The organism is Wolbachia endosymbiont of Brugia pahangi, from assembly GCF_012030695.1.
Taxonomy (GTDB): Bacteria; Pseudomonadota; Alphaproteobacteria; order Rickettsiales; family Anaplasmataceae; genus Wolbachia.
Map to the genome: position 1 here is coordinate 15,265 of NZ_CP050521.1, position 22,550 is coordinate 37,814.

Here is a 22,550-nt window from a genome sequence, read left to right on the forward strand (position 1 = left end):
TGTGCACATGAAAAGGTAATTGAAACTAACAAACTTGGTTACTATTTAGCGCTTAATAAAATATAAAGCGTTAAAAAAGTAATAAAAAAGATATTTTCCTATAGTTGATATTTTTTCTCAACATACTTAAAACTCAAGCAAGTGAGGCGCATTGTATTCTTGAGAGAGAAAATACTGAATATTTATTATCACAAAAACAATTGCTCTTCTGGAAATGGGCACTTGGCCTTGTAGATAAGAAATTTAGTAGAAAAATGCCATAGAAGCTCTAGGATTTCCTTCAAGAACAGTAGAGGAAATTATAAAAAAACTACTAGATATGAAATATTTGCAGTGCCTTGGAGAATGCAAAACTACTAGGTTTAGAGTAAAAGTTTTAGCTATTTAAAATTTCTAGTCTATTTATATTACTATGTGAAAAAACTTCACCAATCGACTTTTTTATCTTCGGTTTTAATTTGCAATACATATATTAAGCTAATCAATGCACACATGGTAAGGTAAAAACCTGCTGCAAGCTCTGTTTCAGTTTTTTCTATAAGCCACATACATATGGATGGAGAAATTCCGCCAAAAATTCCTGCAGATATATTATGTGCTAGGCTAAAGCCCGTACACCTAACTTTCGTTGGAAGTAACTCGCAAACAAGAGAATTGTATATTCCAAAAGATGCACCTATCGGTATGCTTATTAATAGAAAAGTGAGTGTTACAATATAGTGATTGTCATATGATAGTAGCGAAAACGCTGGTAATCCAGCGCAGGCTAAAGCTATTAATATAAGAACCATCACATTTTTTCTTCCGACTTTATCAGATAATATTGCGAACAGCACTGCAGATGTCCCAAATGTAATTTCAACTGTAATCCTTACTACATTTTTAATATCAATGCCTGAAAGGATAAGCTCTTTTACAGATATGTTGTAAAACATGATTGCTGAGTAGACAATTGCATTTTGGGCGATACCAAGCCCAATTGCTATCATAAATGCCTTTTTATAGCTCCTGATTAGTTCCAAAAATGGAGAATTAGATAAGCTTTTATTTTGGTCATGAGTCTTGTACGCTAAGCTTTCTTCCATTATGTATCTTGTTAAAAAACCTATTATACCCATAATAGAGCAGAAATAGAAAAGCAACCTCCATCCCCAAATTTCATAATTTTCACCTGTAAATTTTTTAACAATGGCTATCATTAAAAAGCATGTAATGGAACCAAGGGCGCCGCTGAAAGCTTTCATGCTACCTAAAAAACCTAGATCTTTTTTATCACTTGAATGTTCTATTAAAAAAGCTGAGTTAATACTTGTTTCTCCACCAGCTGCTGTTCCTTGTACTATTCTACAAAGCAGAAGCAATATAGGGGAGAGTATTCCTATTTCTTTAAAATCTGGTATGACTGCAATTGCAGTAGATGATATCGAAACTAATATTACAGAAGCTAGCAAAACTTTCCTTCTACCGTACTTATCTCCGATGTAGCCAAAAATAAATGCACCGAGTGGCCTAAATCCAAACCCGACTGCAAAACTGCCAAGAAATTTGATTGTGCTTAAATAATCACTTTCCGAAGGAAAGAAAACATTGCTTATTATGTGTGTTAAGACTCCAAATAGAGTTAATTCATACCATACAATCATATTGCAGATTATACCTGATAGTATTGCTTTTTGAATATTATTCATGATTTTTAATTTGTTATAGTATATTGTTGATTGGTATGCTTCGTTATGGAATTTTCATTCAACAACCTTTAAAGACAACTCACGTAAGTGCTTATTATCCACCTTAGAAGGGGCATCCATTAGAGCATCTTCACCCTGCTGATTCATGGGAAAACAGGTTATCTCACGAATGTTTGGTGCATCGGCAAGCAACATAACTATTCTGTCAATTCCTGGTGCTATTCCACCATGAGGTGGTACTCCAAATCTAAATGCACGCACAAGTGCACCAAATTTCTTATTGACTTCTTCTTTATTATAGCCTGCAGTGGCAAAAGCCTTATACATGATATCCAGTTTGTTATTGCGAATTGCCCCGCTTGATAATTCTATTCCATTGCAAACAAGGTCATATTGGTAAGCAAGGATATCCAGTGGATTTTTTTCCTCTAGATCTTTCAAACCACCATGTGGCATGGAAAATGGGTTATGAAAGAAATCGATTTTTTTACTTTTATCGTCATACACGAAGTATGGAAAATCAACAACCCAACAGAACTTGAAGATATTGTTATCTATGAGGCCTAGTTCTGACCCTAAGAGAGTACGTACTTTTCCTGCAATTGTTGCTGCTTCATTTTCTTTGTCAGAAGCAAAAAACACGCTGTCTCCAGGCTTTATGTTTGTTGCTTCTCTTATGTGATTTAGCCTATTGTCATCAAGAAATTTAGCAATCGGTCCTTTTGCAGTACCATCTTTATTAAATGTTATATATCCAAGACCTTTAGCACCAAATTCTTTTTGTGTGTGTTCTATCTTTTTATCAAAAAAACTACGAGGTTCCTCTGCTGTTTTAGGAGCAGGGATGGCTCTCACTACCATACCACGTTCGATGTTGCTCTTAAAAATATTGAATTCTGAGTCACGAAAGATTTCTGTAACATCGCTAATTAATAGTGGATTACGTAAATCTGGCTTGTCAGAGCCGTATTTAAGCATTGCCTCTTTGTAGGTAATACGTGAAAAACCTTTATCGACAGACTTGCGAGAAAATTTGGCAAACACTTTGTATAAGGTAGATTCAATAACTTGAAATACGTCCTCTTGAGTTACAAAAGACATTTCAAGATCTAGCTGGTAAAACTCTCCTGGGGAACGGTCAGCCCTTGCATCTTCATCGCGAAAACATGGTGCAATTTGAAAGTATTTATCAAACCCTGAGACCATTAATAACTGCTTAAAAATTTGCGGAGCTTGTGGCAATGCATAAAACTTACCAGGATTTAACCTACTTGGCACTAAATAGTCACGTGCTCCTTCAGGAGACGAAGCAGTAAGTATTGGAGTTTGAATTTCCAAAAATCCTTGCTCTATCATGAATTTGCGAAGCTCTGCAATGATTTGTGAGCGCAGAACGATATTGTTGCGGACTTTTTCACGCCTTAAGTCAAGAAACCGATATTTAAATCTCATATTTTCTGGGTATTCCTGATCATCTGCAATGCTTGCTAATATACTCCTTTCTTCTTTTGCTGTTTCTTCATTGTGATGAAACTCAACTTCTGACTCGATTTGTAAGTTGTTGACTGTAACTTCAATTTCTCCTGTCGAAATAGAAATGTTTATCGTATCCTCAGTTCTAGCTTTGACTATTCCTGTAACAGTAATTACACTCTCCGGTTTTAGATCTGATATCTTACAAAAAAAATCTTTGTCGTTATTGAATACCAGCTGAGTAATTCCATAAAAGTCTCTTAAGTCAACAAAAATTAGATTCCCATGGTCGCGTTTGCGGTACATCCACCCAGAAAGGGTAACTTCCTTTTCTACATCGTTCTTCCTTAATTCGTTGCACGTGTGGGTTTTATAGTAGTTCATATCAGTGCGTCCTCCACTACGCAATTCTTAGAAGTATAAAAATAAACCTTATTGTATACAAGTCCATTCGTCGTATATTTAGGCGATTTGCGAGGTAAAGAAATACTGCTTTGTGCTGTCTTTGCTCACACAGAAGTTTGCAGAATTTCTATAATTGTGATATAATGATAAGGGTATTTTAAAATTTAAACACGGAGAATGCTATTTGTACAGATCATAATATATAGCATAACATTGCTTGCTGTAGCTGCGGTGTTTTTCTTTTTTAGAAAAATGTACAGGGATCGAATTAGAAAGATCATGTTTCCTAAGAAAGTTCTTGGAGAAGAATGGGAAGAAGGCAGGAAATTCAATAAATTATATCAAAAAGATAAGCAGAGAAAGCTAATAAAACGTCAGGGAATACTACGTGAGAGTCAAAATGGTATACAGGTTTACAAAGAGGATCCAGAAATAGTTGAAATTGCAAAGCCAATAGGTAAATGGACACAAATGGTTATGCAAGATGGTGGATTGATGCAGCGTTTGGCACAATTAATGAAAAGAGAAAGTGGTAGGAAAGGGTTTTGGGAGCTATTTGTAGAAGCTCAAGCTTCAACTCATGGTAAACATAAAGGGAAAGGCAAATAATTCATGCTCGAATGTGAAAATTTATCCTGTATTTATAATGACAAAGTGTTATTTAAAAATCTTAGTTTTAAAGCTAAGCCAAAGTCAAAGGTCTTAATTACCGGTCCAAATGGTAGTGGTAAAACCAGCTTAATTAGAAGTTTATCTGGACTATTGCCACCGGCATCAGGTAATATAAGATATTGCAAAAAAGATATATATGATGACCTAAAATCCTATATACCTTCTATGGTCTATATAGGGCATAAAAACGCCTGTAAGGATAGCTTAACTGTTGCTCAAAACATAGAATTCTGGGCAGGAATACGAAATACTAAGGAATTGATTATAGCTGCTATTTGTTGTTTGCAGTTACAGCCTGTATTTAATATTAAATATGGTGAACTTTCTGCAGGTTGGAAAAGGAGGGTTGCACTTGCTCGCCTCTTGGTTTCTGATGCAAGTGTTTGGCTAGTAGATGAACCATTTTGTAATCTTGATAGTGCAACGTGTGAATTAGTGCTAAATTTAATTTCAGTACGCTCTGAGCAAAATGGTATAGTAATTATTACAGGACACAGCTCTACAGAGCAATTGTGTAGTTTTACAACAATCGACGTGTGTAATTTCAATAGTTATAGCTGACATCCTCTCGCCATGTATATCAAGTTAATGATAACTACTCAAAGTTGTAAGTTAAAAATAAAATTGAATATTTGTGAGAAATAATTTATTATTGTTAATACTTTTTTAGTTAATTTGTTATAGCTTTTTCTAAATTCCTCGATTCAAAATGAGCATGATTTGAAAAATTTTTATTCTACATTTGTTAAATTGCCAAAATTTCCCAAAACGAAGGAAGACCAACTAGAAAGTATAGTCGAAAAGTGGGTCTACTTTTTCGATTATGCAGAGGAAACCAGTAAAAGGGAGTTGGAAAGAATAATAGGAAGTGATATAATAATCAAGAAAGTATATGAAAAACTAAGTAAATTCAATTAGTCAGAAAAAGAATTCATATTAAAGCAGTGTATCAATTGATATTATATCTCAGACTACAGGCCTTTCTATAGATGAAATTGAAAGTTTTAGTTTTAAGTCCTTCATAGACGCTACAGAACTGAGTAGTAACCCTATACATATTAAGCTTGCAGCGGTTGTACTTCCTCCATAAGATAAGAATGGCAATGGATCTCCTATTACAGGTAAAAGGCCTATTGTCATTCCGATATTTATAAAGAAGTGAACGCCGAAAAAAGCAAAAATTCCAATAGATACTAACTTAGAAAAATAGTTTTTTGACCTGTAAGCAATAGAGAATATTATAGCAAGTAATGTTGTATAGAGTACAATCAAAGTCATGCTACCTAAAAATCCCCATTCCTCGCTAAGCACTGCAAAAGCAAAATCTGTATGCTTTTCTGGCAAAAATCCAAGTTGAGTTTGACTGCCACTAACAAAACTCTTACCAAATAGACCCCCTGAACCAATGGCTATTTGAGATTGCTGTGCATTATAACCTATTCCAAGCTGATCCACTGATGAATCCAGAAATGATAATATCCTTTGCTTGTGGTAAGAACGTAAAGAAGGCCAAATAGCTGGTATTACAAGAATGCTAATTATTCCATAAATTATTAAATGAGCTCTTTTTATTATTGCTGTGAATATAATTGATGCCCCTATGAATAACATTATCACAGCTGTGCCTAAGTTAGGTTGCTTTAATACCAAGAATACGGGTAAGAAAATAAATATCAGTGCTTTAAGCAGCCTTTGGAATTCCATCATTTTATACACACTTTGCTTATTAAAATAACGAGCAAGAGCAAGTATTAAACCAACTTTTGCAAATTCTGATGGTTGCAAACTAATTGGTCCAATTCTTATCCACCTTGTCGCCCCCATTATGTACAAGCCAAAAAAGTTTACTACTAGCAGCGAAATCACTGCTGCTATATAAAAAAAATAAGCGTGCTTCAAATAGAAATCTAGCTCTATGAATGACATAGCTATAGCTAGTAAAAAGAAGAAGGAAAATATGACTAACTGGTGAATTGCAAATGGTGCCCACTTTCCTCCAGCAGAAGAATATTGAACAACTATACCAATGCAAAACAGAGCTATTACATTAATAACTAATAACCAGTGAATTTTCTTTAGTCTATCCACAACAAAAATCTTATGACCTTGAAGTATAGTAAAATATGAAAAAAATGAAGATTAAAAAACCAGCTTTTCAATTACTAGCCGAATTGGATTACTATATACTCCAACTACTAACGTTAAAGTTGCCATAAATAGTGGACAGAAAAGCATAGGAAATGGTACATCGGTTTTGCCCGATGTCATTTCAACGCATGATACTGCATCACTTTCAAAATACATTTTCTCAACTGCCTTCCACATGTATATCAATGCAAGGAAAGAACCGACAACAAAAACTATAAGAGAAATCCGTGCATGAGATTCAATAATTACGTTTATTATATACCACTTGCTTATAAAACCATTTGTTAAAGGTACACCGACTAGTGCTAGGCTGAGTAGAGTAAACGCAAAAGCTATATAAGGCATTGATTTCTTGAGCCCTGATAAATTCTCTATTTTTGTCGTGCCAAATTTATAAGAAATACATCCTGCAACCATAAATAAAGATGTTTTTATTATACTATGATTTATTATGTGGAGAATTGCTGCGGATAAAGCTATTTTTGAGTTTAGGCTCAGTACTAAGATTATATAACCAATTTGGCTAACACTAGAGTGAGCAAATAGTCTTCTTATATCTTTTGCAGTTATTGCAAAAATTGACCCAAATACGATAGCGCAAAGTGCAAGGATAATTATCACATTGCTCAATGGCAATTTGAGCAAGAAGAAGTTTTGATGGAAGACAGTATAAAAGATTCTGATAAAAACATATATCATCACTTTGGTCACTGTACCTGAAAAGAATATGCTAACGAAACTTGGTGCCTCACTGTATGAGTTAACTAACCACCTGCTTAGTGGAAATAGTGCCATCTTGTTTGAGAGACCAACAAAAATAAACAATGTACCAAGCTTTACGATGTTGTTATTATATAACGGCACTATTCTTTCAGCCATGTCAGACATATTGAGCGTTCCTGTCGTGGAATACAAAAGCCCGATACCAAGTAAGTAAAATGTTGCACCTATTGTTCCGCTAATCAGATATTCAAATGCTGCAACCAGGGCTTTTTTATCCTTTCCCATTGAAACTAGCACGTAGGACGAAAGAGATGAAATTTCCAGAAAAACATAGAGATTAAATATGTCGTTTGTTACTAAAATCCCAAGTAGTCCGCTCAAGCACAATAGAAACAAGGAATAAAGACCTGTGATTTTATTTTTGCTAATCTCTTTTTCATTAATATAAAAGCTATAGAGCACACTTATCAGCGCTACAAAATTTACTAGAGTTAAAATTAAGGAATTTAACACGTCGATTCTTAACTCTATTCCGTATGGAGGAGCCCAATTTCCAAGGTGATAAGTTATAGTTTCGCCGTTGTATGTTTTTATGAGTAGCACCGATGAAATAAAAAGGGTGACTATTGTTGTAGTAAAAGAAATAAACCAAGACACTTTGTGTTTTCTAGTAAAAAAACAAAGCATCGATGCAATTATTGGTATAATAACTTGTAAAATTGGTAATTGCATTAAGTTGTTGTTAATAAGCTGTTAAAGTATTAGTATATATAATACTTTTTGTTTTAATACCCTTATGTTATCTAAAATTTGTAATGCAATAAAGCGCCTGTTACAAAAGGAAAGTAGTTTTGTAGGGAAAGATGAAAATGGAAATTCTTACTATGAATCAAGTGAAGGAAAAAGGTGGGTTATGTATAGCAATGTCTCTGAACCCACGACGGTATCACCTGAATGGCATGTATGGCTTCACTACACTGATGATGCAATGCCAGTTAATAGTAAAAAAAGAAAAATAAAGCGTATCCCCAATTTAACGGGTACAAAGGATGCATATTATCCAAACCAAAAAATAAAGAATTATTATGAGAGATGGAATCCTAATAACTGAAGATGCAAAGGTCAAACATACTTGAAATAACTGCCGGATTATTTGTATTGGTCTTTACTATTTTTCTGGCTTTCTTTGCTATAAATAAGCTGTCTGACATAAAAAAAAGCTATAAGGGTTGCTATAAAATATACGGCTTTTTTTCTAACGCCAACGGTATAGAAGTTGGTGACAGTGTCAAGATTTCTGGTGTAAATATTGGAAGTATAACTGGTATATCACTTGATAAGGCTACCTATGTGGCGCGGCTTGATATGTGTATAAGTAAAGACATAAAATTGCCAATTGATAGCTCGGCTCTAATCGCTAGCAGTGGAGTTGTTGGTAGTAAGTTTGTTAATATATCGCCTGGGTCAGGCATAAAACTAATTTCAAATGGTGGTAAGATAGAGTATACCCAATCTGAAGCAAATGTAGGTGGAATAATAGATAAAATCCTTAATATGTTTTCAAAATAAAAATGACTAATTAAAGTTAGTACACTTTGCACATAGGTCCACTGAGGCCTATCTGCGTTGCTTTGGTTAAAAGTCTCTGGGTAACTGCTTGGTGTTGTTTAGCGTTTAGATTGTCAAGATTGCTGTCCAATACGTTGTTCCCATAACAGTTGACTTCCTTTAGAGTGGTGTAAAGCCCTTAATCTATCACCACCCGGCAGTGGTGATAAGCCAAGTGCTTCTCTTTTTTCGTTGAGCATCATGAAGCTTGCGTTTTCTACGTGTTTCCACAACTTTTGTCTTTTTTCTATGAGATCTCTATTACATCTTTGTTGTATGATAAGCGTAAATCCTCGCAAAATTTCAGTATTAGCCAAGAATTTAGGTGATAGACAATATTCTCTTGTGTCGGTAAAACTGTCTATTCCCAGAAGAATAGGCGGCTTCAATCAAATTGCTGTAAGTGTTATCATCTGGTATACTAAGCAGCTATGGTGGAACACCAAAAGCCAAAGCAACATCGCAAGCTGAGCTGTGTTTGGATTCAATAAATCCATATCCCTAGGTGTCAGACTCATCTCCTTCTATTTTTCAAGCCTCCTTCGAGCAATATTGATCTTCCAGCGTTTATGGAACCTGAATAATGATAGTTTATCTGTTCTTTCAGGTGTTGATACTGCTCTTGACTTAAATTTCTACTATGTGTTTTTCTTCTTTGAAAAATATTAAGACTTATGTTTTCCTCCTATTTGTTAAAAAAAATTGAATTTATTGAGAATTTGAAATTGCGGTGGAGTCAATGTAAGGTATTTAGTGTAAAGATATCACTCCAACGCATGACACTGGAATCCAGCCTATGAACATTATTTTGCTATTGCATAGAGTTCACAAGCACTTTAATCCTAAATCCAATGCCAGTGTACTGGAACAATAGGAAACAGTGCAAAAAGTCTACTCTTAATAAAAACTTGATGATGAGTCATCATTACCAAATTTTGGTCTATTATTCCTATTACTGAAGCTAGAACGAGAATGAACAGGCCTCTTGCGGTGCCCAGATTTTCTATTAAATGGACTATTATAATAATCCCTGTCGTTTGAACTATCTTTCTTTTCTTCGTTATAAAGCTCGCCTTCAAAAAAATCACCTGTTTCTTGATCAACGCGGCGTCTTGACAGTTTTGGGCACCCACCTTTTTCAAAATCAATCACCAATGCTTTAAAAGTGTCACCCTGTTTAAGTATGCTCTCAATAGATTCTATGTGCTGATTGGCTACTTCACTTATGTGCATTTTTCCTTTTCTTCCATTGAAAAGCTCAAGTTCTACAATAGACTTATCTATTTTTACAACCTTAACATCAACTATAGCACCTTGCTCTAATTCTGTGATTGAGTCGATCATCATATTTTTTGCAATTTCAGCTTCAGCACTACTCATGGCAAATACAGAAACTTTACCATCATCTCCTATTTCAATTTTTGCATTACTTCTTTCACATACACTGCGTATATTTTTCCCTTTAGCACCAATAGCTGCAGAAATTTTATCTTTATCTATGTAAAATGATACCATTCTTGGCGCGTGACCCTTCACGTCATCACTATGTTCTGAAATCACTGAATTCATTTTTTCTAAGATATGTAATCTTCCAGCTTTTGCTTGTTCTAAAGATTTTTCAACAATTTCGAAACTTATACCGGAAATTTTCATGTCCATTTGTAGTGCCGTGATTCCTTCACTGGTTCCTGCTACTTTAAAATCCATGTCACCAAGATAATCTTCATCACCTAATATGTCGGAAAGTATTACATAATCGTTTTTATCTTTAATGAGGCCCATAGCAATTCCAGCGACAGGAGACTTTATTGGTACGCCTGTATCCATTAACGCGAGGGAAGTTCCACAAACTGTTGCCATAGAAGAAGAGCCGTCTGATTCCATGATTTCAGATACTACTCTTATTGTATAAGGAAATTCAGATTTATCAGGTAAAACAGGATGAATTGCTTTCCAAGCAAGTTTACCATGACCAATTTCTCTTCTTCCTGGTGCGCGTATGGCAGAAGCATCTCCAACGGCAAACGAAGGAAAATTATAATGTAACATAAAATGTTCACGTCTATCCCCTTCAATGTCATCTACAATTTGCTCATCTTGTGTAGTACCAAGAGCAGTAACAACCAATGCCTGAGTACTACCTCTCGTAAATAGTGCAGACCCATGAGTTCTAGATAGAATATCAACTTCAACTTCTATTTGACGTATTTCATCATACTTACGACCATCTATCCTTGTACCTTTCTCTCTAATTATTTTACGCAGTAAAGACCTTTCAAAGTTTTTTACCGCTTGTGTAATTAATTTCTCATCTTTTCCAGCTTCCTTGAGAGGATTCAATATATTATTTCTGATCGTTTCTAAAGTTTGAGCTCGCTCTTGTTTTACTGTTTGTGAATATGCTTCTTCAAAATCTTTACTGTGCTTTTCAAGATCTTGCATTATGTCTGATATGTCGATAGGAGCGAAACTATCGAATTTATTGCCAATTGTGTCAGCAAACTCTTTTATGAGCTTAATAACAGGTTGAAGGTGTTCATGGCCAAATTTTATTGCGTTCAAAATATTTTCTTCAGGGAGCTCTTTCGCCTCTGATTCAACCATCAAAATTGAACGCTCATCACCAGATAAAAACAGATCTAAACTGCTGACTTTCATCTCTTGAACAGAAGGATTGAGTATATAGTTATTATTTCCATCACATCCAACTAAAACTCCAGCTATAATAAAGTGAAAAGGAATACCGGAGATTGCGAGAGCTGCAACAGCACCAATCAATGCTGGCACTTCAGGAGGGTTAACTGTATCATAAGTTAATAAATTGCACACTATACTGATTTCATCATGGAAACCTTCTAAAAATAGTGGTCTTATACTTCTATCTATTACTCTTGAAATCAAGGTTTCTCTATCAGATGGCTTGCCTTCTCTTTTGAAAAAGCCACCAGGAATCCTACCCATAGCATAGCTTTTTGCGATAAATTGCACATTTAAAGGCAAGAAATCAACGATTTCTTCCTTCTTTTTACGTACAACAGTTACTAAAATAGAAGTGTCACCATAATTTACAACAACTGAGCCATCAGCTTGACGTGCTATTTTTCCTGTTTCTAAAGATAAGGTACGACCACCCCATTCTATAGATTTCTTTATAATTTCAAACATACAAAATTCCTCGATTATTTTCTGATGCCTAACTTCTCTATTAATTGCTGGTAGGCCTCGTCACCAAATTTACGCTTTATGTAATTTAAGTGCTTGCGTCTTCTACCTATTAATATAAGTAAACCACGCTTAGAATGATGGTCATGCTTGTGCACCTTAAAGTGCTCAGTTAAGTTACTGATCCTCTCGGTTAAAATTGCGCATTGTACAAAAGATGAACCTGTATCATCTTCTTTAATTGCGTAAGTGTTTATTAAATTCTTTTTCTTTTCGGATGTTATTGACATCTAAACCTCATTTCAAAATATTAAAAACACGAATAGGCTTTACACAACCACAAATAAAGCTGCGGATTACAATGGGTACATTACCCACTATTGTATAATAAATATCATAATTTTTTAAATTACGCAAGTTGTTTAATATGATTTTCTGACCTTTTCTGATTTTCTTTGCCTCTTCTTGCGGAAATTTCAATTTTAAACATTGCTTTTAAAGCTGATTCAATAGGGATGACGAAACTTTTTGTATTACTCACTATCACTCCATTACCTTCTGTCATCCCAGTGGTTGACAATACAATCCATTCTTCTTTTTTTCTGTATTTCAGCGTCACGCGCTGGAATGATGCTAAAAAGCAAAATTTTATTGTGAAATTGTGTACCTTTGAATTGTAGGATAAATATGGTATAGTCTTTGTTGCTTTACCAAGAGTAATTGGCAACACACCAGAAGCTAAAGGGTTAAGTGTTCCTAAATGACCAGCTTTTTTAATTCCAAAAGTCTTTTTAACCTGGGCTATAGCTTGTGCAGAACTAATTCCTGTTGGTTTGTCAAGATTCAGCCAACCGTATGTCATATATCAATTATATACAATTGAACAATTGACGATGTAGGAAGTAGCTAGAGATATAATTATATTAAATTATTATAAATAAAGCTTGACTAGTATGTGTTTTAATATATAATTAAATTTTTGTTAATTTTAATTAGGAGGAAGTTATTATGACTGCAGAACTAAACATATGGAAAAAGGAAGACATAGCACTTATAACAAAAATGAGTATTGAAGGTACAGTTGCACTTGCATCTTTAGCGGCAGCAATAACAACAATATTAATTGCTAATAGTGTGATTGTTGGACCTGCATTTTTAATGTCTGTTGCTAGTCCTGTTGGAATTGCAGCTCTATTCATTGCAGCTATATATTTTGCTGTACAGGCTTATTCTTCATATCAGCAAATGTATAAGAGTGAAGAAGCTGAGGGAGCAGTTAAACAAGCTATAGCTGATGCGAAAATAGTGGACCAAGTTACCCAGGCTGTAAACAATGCTGTAGCTGGTGCTAATATAGCAGATCAAGTTACTCAGGCTGTAAATAAGGCTAATATAGCAAGTCAGGCTGAAATAGCAGCTCAAAAAGTAATTGAAGAAAAAACTAAAGATTTAGCTACTAAAACTGAGCTGGGTAAAAAGGCTGATGCAGCTACACTAGATACAAAAGCTGACAAGGATTACGTTGACGCTGAATTGAATGCAAAACTGAATTCAAGTGATCTTCAAGAAAAAGTTAAAGAAGTGTTACCTACTCTCTTACAAAATCCTGAAGTTATGAGAATATTTGAAAGCAAGTTTCGAGCAAGAACAGGCGCATAAGCTAAATGGAATGGGAGGTGGAGGCATCTCTACCTCTTTCCTTCCACCTCAGCATATAAAATTCATAGTAAATTATTCCAAGTTTCAACTATATCTCCATCTAATGTTCACGCTTAAAGCATTAGATACTTTTTTTAAGATATAAGCTAATTTTATGTTAAAATAACGTTCTTGACTGGATTGCGGAAAGTCTGGACTCCAGCATCACGTGCTGGGTGCAGTTCATTGTACCGCGATTCATTTGTGGTATCTCTAAATTCCGCTAGCAAGCAGCGGGATGACGGTAGCCACAAAATATTTAAGAAATTTACTAAATAAAAAAAGGTAAAAAGAACCCTAGTCACTATCTATTTTCTGTATTGACGTTTTTTGAGTCTTAAACACTTTATAAGTGAGTTTCAACTTATATATATAGGTAAAAACCTAGGGATGTTGTGTGAAGACATAAGATGCATATAGTGCAAAAAATTAAACATAAAGTGCCAACTACGTGATACTTCGTCATTCAATCTGCACAGATTGAAGATAACTGAGTACCTTCTAGTGCTATGGGGCTGACGAGGCTATCAAGTAGTTTTTATGCCAGTCAACTACTTGCGCATATCCAAGATATTCTTTTCGTAAATATTATACCAACAATCCACTATTTTTCTTATGTCTCGTGGCTTGGTTTGCGGACCTATACTAACTCTAATTGAACACTCTGCTTGTTCTCTTGTTGCCCCCATTGCAAGCAAAACATGGGAAGGTTCAACTTTTCCAGAAGAACAGGCAGAGCCATTGCTAACAGCAATGTTATTTAAGTCAAAATTCATGAGCTGCACATCACTTTTCACTCCTGGCATGTAAATAAGGCTCGTATTTGGCAGTCTTTTAGAGTTTTTGCCAAAGATTTTGATGCCACTGGCAAGATTCAATAACTCATACTCCAATTGATCACGTAGCTCCTTTATTTCATCCATTTTTGATAGGAGATTTGAGATACTTTGCAATGCAGCAGAAAGACCTGCAATTGCAACAATATTTTCTGTGCCACCACGCAATCCTTTTTCTTGTCCACCACCTACTATGATAGGTTCTATTACTAGGTCTTTATTAAATATTAAAACTCCGCTGCCCGCTATACCGCCAAATTTGTGGGCAGATAAAGTTAGTAAATCCATTCCTAAATCTTCCATATTAACCTTAATTTTTCCAACACTTTGAGCAGCATCAGTATGATAGATTGTCTCGAATTTATGTGCTATTTCAGCTATTTCTTTAACAGGCTGAACAACTCCAGTCTCGTTATTGGCCATCATAACCGAAACTATTACTCTATTCCCTTTAAGTTCACTTAAAATTCTTTCTAGCGCCAAAAGATCGACAATACCCCCCTGATTGACGGGTATTATATGTGGATTGCACGCAGAATTAAGAATTGAGGGATGTTCTACAGCTGAAATCACATGTTGAAAGCCTGCTATCCCTTTCATAACAAGACTATTTGCTTCAGTTGCACCAGACGTAAAAACTATTTCTTTATTACTTGGAACGCCAATAGCACTACGAATGTTATCCCTTGCATCCTGAAGAATCCTTCTTGCTTCTTGTCCCTTTCTATGTAACGATGAAGGATTCAAAACCTGTTTTGATAGGACTTCAAGTATACTCTCTTTTACACTGTCACTAACTGGAAAAGTTGCATTATAGTCAGCGTATATATAATCACTATTTTCTAAAGAAAATAGATTCAAATGTTCATTTGCCACTTAATTAGCCTACTATTAACTATGTATTAGCTTTAACACGGTAAAAAGCTTGTTGCAAAAACAGTAAAATTAATACATAATTAATATATGCACAATTTATATATCTGTTAACAGGTTTTCATTAGGAGCTGCCGTGGTAGAAGTTTTTTTAAATAATGCAACAAAAAAAATAGAAGGTGAGTACCACCAGAGCAAAGAGACCAACGCACCAGTTGTGTTAATTTTACATCATCACCCTCAATATGGTGGCAGTATGGATAGTAAAATGATACATAGTATATACACATCTTTTATAGATAACAATTTTTCTGCATTGAAAATTAACTTCCGTGGTGTTGGAAAATCCACTGGAACTTTCGATAAGGGTATAGGGGAGTTAACTGACGCCGCAATAGCCATTGATTGGCTTCAAGAACACAACCCTAGTAATGTTCCAATTTGGATCGTTGGTTTTTCCTTTGGAGCATGGGTAGCTATGCAATTGACAATGCGCAGACCTGAGATAGTAGGCTTTATTGCTCTTTCCCTTCCAGCAACAAAGTATGATTTCTCTTTTCTCTCCCCCTGTCCGGTTCCTGGGCTTATCATACAAAGCAGTAATGACACAATTTCAGAAGAAAGTGATGTAACAGAATTAGCAAACAGGCTGATAAACTCAGTAAAAAGCGATCATATGGAGTACCACATTATAGGCGACACTAACCACTTCTTAAGAGATAAAGAAGAGGAGGTGACTCAAATTATAGACAATTATGTAAAATTGCGCTTGAATAGTGCAGCTATCTCTTCTCAAATGGTTAAAAAAGAGATAAGAATAAAAGAGTACGCTTAATCGGAGAAAGGTTTGATTATGTTTAAGAAATTATTGTTATGTGTTTTAGTTACTTTTGCCCTACAAGGGGGTTGTCCTAAGCCACGCAAGTTAAAAAGCCCATGTATAAAAGGCAATGAAAGCACTTCGTGCAAATTATACTCTGTCAATGATCACTGGCTGGGTAAGCACAAGTTAGTAACTAAATAGATTCTACCTATTTATAATTTCACTAACGATCCATCTTTTAATTGTAGAATATAGTCTGCCTTTTCTGCAAGAAGATGGCTATGTGTTACTATAAGCATAGAGCTATTATTTTCCTTTACGTACGAATACAATAGTAAAAACACATTCAAAGAATTTGTTGGATCCAAATTTCCTGTAGGTTCATCCGCAAGTAAAAGTCTTGGAGAATTCACGATGCTTCTTGCAATTGCAACTCTTTGCCTTTCTCCGCCAGAAATCTCAGATATCATACTGCTTGCTTTGTTTTCCAGCCCAAATTTCTCTAACACTGCTTGTGCATTGTTTATTGCTTCAGCTTTGCCTTTTCTTGCAATTAGTTGAGGAAGAATAACATTCTCCAACACCGATAACTCTTGTAACAAATAGTGAAATTGATAGACAAAGCTAAGAAAACTCCTTCTCATGTGGGTTTTGTGCTTATTACTGGCTTGTGTGCAATTTACTCCATCTATTGTAACTATTCCTGAAGTTGGCTTATCTAATAAGCCTGCAATTTGCAATATAGTTGTTTTTCCTGACCCTGAACTGCCAATTAATGCAACTACTTGTCCTTTTGCAACACTTAGATTGATACCTTTTATAATAGCAGAATTTCTTTTGAAGCTCTTACTTATAGAAGTTAGCTCGAGTACTATATTAACACCCATGTTAAAAAAACTTAAGAGGCACTCAAACTCTGGTAATAATTAAACTGAGAAGCTATTACCACATCCACACTGAGACTTAGCAAGAGCATTCTTTACTTGAAAACCAGAACCACTTAAGTTTTCAGTATAATCTATAATTGAGTTATTTAAAAATTTTACCGAACAATTATCAACCATTAATACAGGATTTCCATCTTTATCATTAATTACTATATCTTTGCTTTTTCTACTAAAGCTAGAGCGGCTTCTATAGTCCTCACTTTCATCATCATCATCATCTTCATCATCAAATTCATCATCATCATCATCGTCACTCAAAGATAGGTTTTTATCTATTTGATCCATAAGAAAATTGTACTTGAAGCCAGAACATCCACCACCTGAAACTGCAACTCGCAAAATAGAACTCTTATCTTCTTCCTGCTCTACAAGAGAGTGGATTTTCTTTAATGCACTGTCAGTTAAGTTAATATTGTAATCTGTTGACATAGTCACCACCTTTTATTATTGATAACTTATTATAGTAAAAATTTTACATGTCAAACAACAATTTTCTATTAAGTTACGCGTGCTTTCCAAACAAAACAAGGGGAAGATACTTTAAAGAGCAAGAAGATGAAAACCGCAGCTGTTTTCAGCGTGATAGAGATCGCATTATTCATTCTAATGCATTTAGAAAATTGGAATACAAAACACAAGTTTTCATTAATTATGAGCACGACTACTATCGCACTCGGCTTACCCATAGCCTTGAAGTTGCACAAATTGCAAGATCTATCGCACGTAGGCTTGGCTTAGATGAGGATATTACTGAATGCATAGCGCTCGCACACGATCTCGGTCACCCTCCATTTGGCCATACAGGCGAAAACGCTCTAAAGAGAGCAGTTCAAGATCTGAATCTTGATAACGAGAAATATGAATTTGACCATAATGTTCAGGCTATAAGGATTCTAACTTATCTTGAACAAAAACATGCTGATTTTGATGGCATGAATTTAAGTTGGGAAGTGGTTGAAGGGGTTGCAAAGCATAATGGTCCCTTGCTTGGTCGAAATGCAGTATCTTACACAAATAATCAGCTATTACTAGAATATAATGAAAAATATAATCTAAAACTTGAAGAATTTTCAAGCATTGAAGCACAAGTTGCCTCAATTGCTGATGATATTGCTTACAGTGTTCATGACCTTGATGATGAATTGAGAGCGAATTTAGTAACTATTGAAGATTTGCTTAATATTCCTTTAATTGGAAAAACGTTTAAAGACGTAGAAAGTAGATATTCAGAATTACCTCAGAACAAACTTATACATGAATCATTGAGTAGGACCATAGGAATGATGATAAGTGATGTTGTTTCTCAGACGGAAAAAAATATTGAAGATTACAAAATAAAAAGTGTAGAAGACGTAAGAAGTCTAAATAAAATGCTAGTCACATTTTCACCAGAAGTTGCAAATGCCACGAAAGAAGTGAAGAAATTCAACATGGAAAAAATATATAGAAGTTACAAACTTAACAGAACAATGAACAAAGCAAAACGTATAGTAGAAGAACTTTTTCAATGTTTTTATGAAAATCCAAGGTTATTGCCCATAGAGTGGAACAAGCTCGCTCATAAATTTCAGCGTTCGGTAGTAATATGCGACTATATCTCGGGTATGACAGATAGATTTGCTATACACGAGCACAGAAGAATTTTTGATACCTCATACGAAATGACTTCTTTCTAATGATTGACAACCATTTCATGTCAATTGCATTAAGTCTTGCAGAAAAAACTCTAGGGAATGTTGCGCCAAACCCTGCTGTCGGGTGTATCATTGTAAAAGATGGAGTAGTAGTTGGTGAGGGCCATACAGGAATCGGTGGGCGCCCACATGCAGAAGTAGCCGCTTTGCAAAGCGCTAAAGGTTCAACCCATGGTGCAACTATGTATGTCACTCTTGAGCCATGCTGCCATTATGGGGTTACAGAACCCTGCATTATAGAAATAATAAGATCAGGAATAAAAAAGGTAGTAGTTGCAGCAATTGACCCTGATAAAAGAGTTTCAGGTGGCGGTATTAAAGCTTTAGAAGAAGCAGGAATTACAGTGGAACAAGGGATTATGCAAGAGGAAGCAGAAAAACTGAATATCGGCTTTTTCACTACCAGGAAATTACATAGACCATTTATAGCTTGCAAAATCGCAACAACTCTTGATGGAAAAATCGCAACATTTAAAGGTGATAGCAAATGGATAACAAGTGGAAGCACAAGAAATTGGGTACAAGAGCTCAGAGCAAAATATGATGCAATTATGATTGGCAGTAATACTCTCATTAATGATGATCCACTCTTAACTTGCAGATTACCAGGACTTGAAAGCAGATCACCAATAAGACTAATTATAGACAGCCAGGAAAAATTGAAGGAAAAGCATAATGTTGTAAAGACTGCAGATAAAGTAACAACTTGGGTAATAATAAATAAAAAAATAGAGAAAAAAATAAAAAATATTAACTATCTAATAGTCAACTCAAATGATAAACCTATTCCAGATTCACATACTGGAATGACATCGAATCAAGGAGAATATAGTACAGATAAAGTTTGCCTAAAAGACATGGCGTTAAAACTTGTTTCAGAGATTGGCATAACAAGGTTACTAGTCGAAGGTGGAAGAGTATTAACCACAGAGTTATTAAAGCATGATTTAATCGACAGATTGATAATCTGCCGTAGTGGTAAAATTCTAGGCAATGACGCTATTCCTTTTATAGGAAATTTAGAAATTCAATCCATTAACAACTGCTACCAATTCAAGAAAGCCGAGATAATAGACTTTGATGAGGATATAGTTGAAGTTTGGGACAAATCACAGTAGTTTTTATATTCTTGAATAAAAGAAAGAGATAAAAAATCTACCTCTAGTTAGTGGGTTATTGACTTCCAACTAAAACTATAGGAGACTAGAGCTTATCAACACTCAGGCTATCTAGTTTTGTTTGTATAGTCTCAATCTTCTCATCAACGTAAGTCGTGTCAGCTTTTGTGCCTGGTACATTTGTTAGTTGAGTGTTAGTAACCTAAACCCCTAGTTTTTGTTTCAACTGCTTTTTTAGTTGCTTCAGCTCTTCTAGCTGCGTTTTCACTATTTCTTTAACTTCCTCAGCATTCCTAGATGTCTTGGCTTCACTTATTTCTTCATTTTTATGCATTTGCTGATATGAAAAAATATGTGGCAATGACAGATAGAACTGCAACTTCAACAGGATTGACAATTATGCTAATAAGCACCAAAGGCTTGGTACAACAATTACATTAGTCGCAATTAATACTGTTGTTATTGCTACTGCTAAAGATGTAAGTGCAATCATGTATTCAATACCTGTTTTTATTATATGTACAGTGTTTTTCCCTCTCCATATGCTTAGCTTATTTCCATTACCTGGCATAATAACTTTCCCCTAATAAAGTTAATAATAAATTTGGCGTACACGATCAAGTTATTTTTTTAGGCATAATTTCGAGCTGAAAACCTGCTTTTTAACTGCCAACAACTGTATGCAGCTAGCTAAATTCGATAAACCAACAGCTGACCAGGTAAATTAAATAAAGATTTTTAGAATTATGGCCTTGGCCTACAATTTTATAAACATCGTAATTTAAAAACAGGGAAAGCAGAACTAAAAAACTACTTGACAAACTTTACAGCCCACTTATTATATTATAATAGTGGGATTATTTTATAACTTTCCAATCTGTGCGGATAAAAATGACAAGAAGATCTTGTATTTGGTGTACTATTGTTTAGTTTTATTATGAAGCCAAATGCACAACTTGTAGACCAGGAACCAGATGTTCCTTCCTCATCATCCCTCTGGTAACGACGTTCGTGCACTGGATTTTGTACTTTGAGGCAATTATATCTTGAAAAAATTAAGTTTTAGTGCTACGAAAAACTGTAACTTCTATGCTCAAAACTTTTATACTGATTATGAATATGGAAAATGAGAAAGCACATATTACTAAAGTAAAATTACCGATATTTCTTGATTATCAATCTACTACTAAAGTAGATCCTCGTGTTCTAGAGATGATGATACCTTATTTTAGTGAGTTCAGTAATGCGCACTCTCGTAGCCATTCGTTTGGCTGGGCTGCTGAGGAAGTAGTGGAGAAGGCAAGGAGGCACATTGCTGATCTAGTAAATGCAGATAGCAAGGAAATTATTTTTACCTCAGGTGCGACCGAGTCAAATAACATGGCGATCAAGGGCGTTGCTCACTTTTATAAAAATAAAGGAGATCATATAATAACTGTTTGCACGGAGCATAAGTGCGTTCTGGATTCTTGTCGGCATCTGGAAAATGAAGGCTTTAAGGTTACATATTTGCCTGTTAAGCGAAATGGAATTATAGATTTATCTAAACTTGAGGAGGCAATAACTGATAGAACAATTCTGGTTTCAGTGATGATGGTAAATAATGAAATCGGAGTAATTCAACCTGTAAAAGAAATTGGTGCAATATGCAGGAGACATAACGTATTTTTTCACACAGATGCTGCTCAAAGTTTTGGAAAAGTTCCAGTAGATGTAAATGGAATGAACATTGATCTCATGAGTCTTACTAGCCACAAAGTTTATGGACCTATGGGAATAGGTGCGTTATATGTTCGTAGAAAAAGTCCTCGTGTTAGGCTAACACCATTGATTAGTGGTGGGGGACAGGAAAGGGGTATGCGTTCTGGAACAGTTCCAACTCCTCTTGCAGTTGGTTTTGGTGAAGCAGCACGTATTGCTAAAGAAGAAATGAAAAAGGAGGCAAGCAAATTAAAAGAATTGAGGGATATTTTGTACAATAAGATAAAAGAAGCGTTTCCTGATGTTGTTTTAAATGGTGATTATAATAATAGAATTCCAGGCAATCTAAACTTAAGTTTTCCCTATGTTGAAGGTGAGTCTCTCATCATGGCAATCAAGGATTTGGCAGTAAGTTCTGGTTCTGCATGCACATCTGCATCTCTTGAGCCTTCCTATGTTATACGATCACTAAACAGTGGCTATGACCTTGAGCATTCATCAATTAGATTTGGCCTTGGCCGGTTTACGACTAAAGACGAAATTTTATATGCGGCAGATCTTATTGCTAAAAATGTAAGGCGGCTAAGAGAAATGAGCCCACTTTGGGAAATGGTACAAGAAGGGATAGATTTAAACACTGTAAAATGGGACTCTCATTAAATTTTGTGGTGGGTATCCATTCAGTCAGGTGGACAAGAAAAGGTAAACTATATTGTAATAGTAATCTTTTACATGCATGTAAATAACCTTTCTGAAAAAGTTTTATGAGATTAGCTATTTTTTTAATATTTTCTTATTGAGCACAAATTGTGTTATTGCGAAAGATGAGATATAGCCTGGCTTACAAATATAAAGATAAATATAGGTGTTACCTGTGGAATAACCCAAGTAAAGAGTCTTCTCAAGGTTATTATAGAACTAATCCCATTACACGAAAGCTGTGATCTAGTTACTGGTAGTGATGGGGTATTATATTACCCA

Annotated in this window: 21 protein-coding genes and 2 pseudogenes; 10 read left to right on the top strand and 13 right to left on the bottom strand. The window is 35.0% G+C overall.

Translation table 11 applies throughout. From position 1 onward, the window contains the following. Positions 1-425 precede the first annotated feature (425 nt). Positions 426-1,688, bottom strand: a complete 1,263-nt coding sequence (locus WBP_RS00075) for an MFS transporter (RefSeq protein ID WP_167895701.1) — start codon at positions 1,686-1,688, stop codon at positions 426-428. A gap of 54 nt (positions 1,689-1,742) precedes the next feature. Next, a complete protein-coding gene (gene aspS, locus WBP_RS00080; protein ID WP_167895702.1) occupies positions 1,743-3,545 on the bottom strand; it encodes an aspartate--tRNA ligase in 1,803 nt (600 codons plus the stop codon). 198 nt (positions 3,546-3,743) lie between these two features. On the opposite strand from aspS, the gene WBP_RS00085 reads away from it, so the two are divergent. The 3 genes and pseudogenes from WBP_RS00085 to WBP_RS00095 all read left to right on the top strand — a co-directional run. Further along, positions 3,744-4,175, top strand: a complete 432-nt coding sequence (locus WBP_RS00085) for a hypothetical protein (protein WP_167895703.1) — start codon at positions 3,744-3,746, stop codon at positions 4,173-4,175. A gap of 3 nt (positions 4,176-4,178) precedes the next feature. After that, positions 4,179-4,799, top strand: a complete 621-nt coding sequence (ccmA, locus tag WBP_RS00090) for a heme ABC exporter ATP-binding protein CcmA (protein WP_167895704.1) — start codon at positions 4,179-4,181, stop codon at positions 4,797-4,799. A 147-nt stretch (positions 4,800-4,946) separates the two neighbouring features. Further along, a pseudogene (locus tag WBP_RS00095) lies at positions 4,947-5,153 on the top strand (Rpn family recombination-promoting nuclease/putative transposase); the annotation flags it as partial. A 51-nt stretch (positions 5,154-5,204) separates the two neighbouring features. On the opposite strand, the gene rodA reads toward WBP_RS00095, so the two are convergent. Then, on the bottom strand, positions 5,205-6,326 hold the full coding sequence (rodA, locus tag WBP_RS00100; protein WP_167895705.1) for a rod shape-determining protein RodA: 1,122 nt from the start codon (positions 6,324-6,326) through the stop codon (positions 5,205-5,207). A gap of 51 nt (positions 6,327-6,377) precedes the next feature. After that, entirely contained in the window at positions 6,378-7,841 is a 1,464-nt protein-coding gene (locus WBP_RS00105; RefSeq protein ID WP_167895706.1) for a proton-conducting transporter transmembrane domain-containing protein, read from the bottom strand. A 64-nt stretch (positions 7,842-7,905) separates the two neighbouring features. On the opposite strand from WBP_RS00105, the gene WBP_RS00110 reads away from it, so the two are divergent. After that, entirely contained in the window at positions 7,906-8,220 is a 315-nt protein-coding gene (locus WBP_RS00110; RefSeq protein ID WP_167895707.1) for an NADH-ubiquinone oxidoreductase subunit NDUFA12 family protein, read from the top strand. 2 nt (positions 8,221-8,222) lie between these two features. After that, positions 8,223-8,678 (top strand): outer membrane lipid asymmetry maintenance protein MlaD, encoded by a 456-nt coding sequence (gene mlaD, locus WBP_RS00115; protein WP_167895708.1) that lies wholly within the window; start codon positions 8,223-8,225, stop codon positions 8,676-8,678. Positions 8,679-8,857: 179 nt separating this feature from the next. Here the strand turns inward: mlaD and WBP_RS00120 are convergent. From WBP_RS00120 to WBP_RS00135, 4 genes and pseudogenes are all read right to left on the bottom strand, one after another. Further along, positions 8,858-9,351, bottom strand: a pseudogene (locus tag WBP_RS00120) (phage portal protein); the annotation flags it as partial. Between the two features lie 263 nt (positions 9,352-9,614). Then, on the bottom strand, positions 9,615-11,882 hold the full coding sequence (gene pnp / locus WBP_RS00125) for a polyribonucleotide nucleotidyltransferase (RefSeq protein WP_179958977.1): 2,268 nt from the start codon (positions 11,880-11,882) through the stop codon (positions 9,615-9,617). A gap of 14 nt (positions 11,883-11,896) precedes the next feature. Further along, positions 11,897-12,169, bottom strand: coding sequence for a 30S ribosomal protein S15 (gene rpsO, locus WBP_RS00130; protein ID WP_011256222.1), 273 nt, complete (start codon positions 12,167-12,169; stop codon positions 11,897-11,899). A 119-nt stretch (positions 12,170-12,288) separates the two neighbouring features. Then, on the bottom strand, positions 12,289-12,741 hold the full coding sequence (locus WBP_RS00135; RefSeq protein ID WP_246165973.1) for a pseudouridine synthase family protein: 453 nt from the start codon (positions 12,739-12,741) through the stop codon (positions 12,289-12,291). Between the two features lie 146 nt (positions 12,742-12,887). Between WBP_RS00135 and WBP_RS00140 the strand changes: the two genes are divergently transcribed. Further along, entirely contained in the window at positions 12,888-13,538 is a 651-nt protein-coding gene (locus WBP_RS00140) for a hypothetical protein (RefSeq protein WP_167895709.1), read from the top strand. A gap of 590 nt (positions 13,539-14,128) precedes the next feature. Here WBP_RS00140 and WBP_RS00145 read toward each other — a convergent pair. Beyond that, a complete protein-coding gene (locus WBP_RS00145) occupies positions 14,129-15,289 on the bottom strand; it encodes a cysteine desulfurase family protein (protein ID WP_011256223.1) in 1,161 nt (386 codons plus the stop codon). A 133-nt stretch (positions 15,290-15,422) separates the two neighbouring features. Here WBP_RS00145 and WBP_RS00150 point away from each other — a divergent pair, with 133 nt between their 5' ends. Beyond that, positions 15,423-16,121 carry an alpha/beta hydrolase gene (locus tag WBP_RS00150; protein WP_011256224.1) on the top strand — a complete coding sequence of 233 codons (699 nt, stop codon included), beginning with the start codon at positions 15,423-15,425 and terminating at the stop codon, positions 16,119-16,121. A 200-nt stretch (positions 16,122-16,321) separates the two neighbouring features. Here the strand turns inward: WBP_RS00150 and WBP_RS00160 are convergent, their stop codons facing one another. Together WBP_RS00160 and WBP_RS00165 are read right to left on the bottom strand one after the other, a co-directional pair. After that, positions 16,322-16,996 carry an ABC transporter ATP-binding protein gene (locus tag WBP_RS00160; protein ID WP_167895711.1) on the bottom strand — a complete coding sequence of 225 codons (675 nt, stop codon included), beginning with the start codon at positions 16,994-16,996 and terminating at the stop codon, positions 16,322-16,324. Between the two features lie 39 nt (positions 16,997-17,035). Next, positions 17,036-17,485, bottom strand: coding sequence for a HesB/IscA family protein (locus WBP_RS00165; RefSeq protein WP_011256226.1), 450 nt, complete (start codon positions 17,483-17,485; stop codon positions 17,036-17,038). A gap of 47 nt (positions 17,486-17,532) precedes the next feature. Between WBP_RS00165 and WBP_RS00170 the strand changes: the two genes are divergently transcribed. Beyond that, positions 17,533-18,732, top strand: a complete 1,200-nt coding sequence (locus WBP_RS00170; RefSeq protein WP_011256227.1) for a deoxyguanosinetriphosphate triphosphohydrolase — start codon at positions 17,533-17,535, stop codon at positions 18,730-18,732. After that, positions 18,732-19,868, top strand: a complete 1,137-nt coding sequence (gene ribD, locus WBP_RS00175) for a bifunctional diaminohydroxyphosphoribosylaminopyrimidine deaminase/5-amino-6-(5-phosphoribosylamino)uracil reductase RibD (protein ID WP_167895712.1) — start codon at positions 18,732-18,734, stop codon at positions 19,866-19,868. Before WBP_RS00170 ends, ribD begins: the two co-directional genes overlap by 1 nt. A gap of 202 nt (positions 19,869-20,070) precedes the next feature. Here the strand turns inward: ribD and WBP_RS05970 are convergent, their stop codons facing one another. Together WBP_RS05970 and WBP_RS00180 are read right to left on the bottom strand one after the other, a co-directional pair. Beyond that, a complete protein-coding gene (locus tag WBP_RS05970) occupies positions 20,071-20,202 on the bottom strand; it encodes a hypothetical protein (RefSeq protein ID WP_256366191.1) in 132 nt (43 codons plus the stop codon). A 63-nt stretch (positions 20,203-20,265) separates the two neighbouring features. Beyond that, entirely contained in the window at positions 20,266-20,439 is a 174-nt protein-coding gene (locus WBP_RS00180) for a hypothetical protein (RefSeq protein WP_167895713.1), read from the bottom strand. A gap of 548 nt (positions 20,440-20,987) precedes the next feature. Here WBP_RS00180 and WBP_RS00185 point away from each other — a divergent pair. Next, positions 20,988-22,229 (top strand): IscS subfamily cysteine desulfurase, encoded by a 1,242-nt coding sequence (locus WBP_RS00185; protein ID WP_179958986.1) that lies wholly within the window; start codon positions 20,988-20,990, stop codon positions 22,227-22,229. The last annotated feature ends 321 nt before the right edge of the window (positions 22,230-22,550 follow it).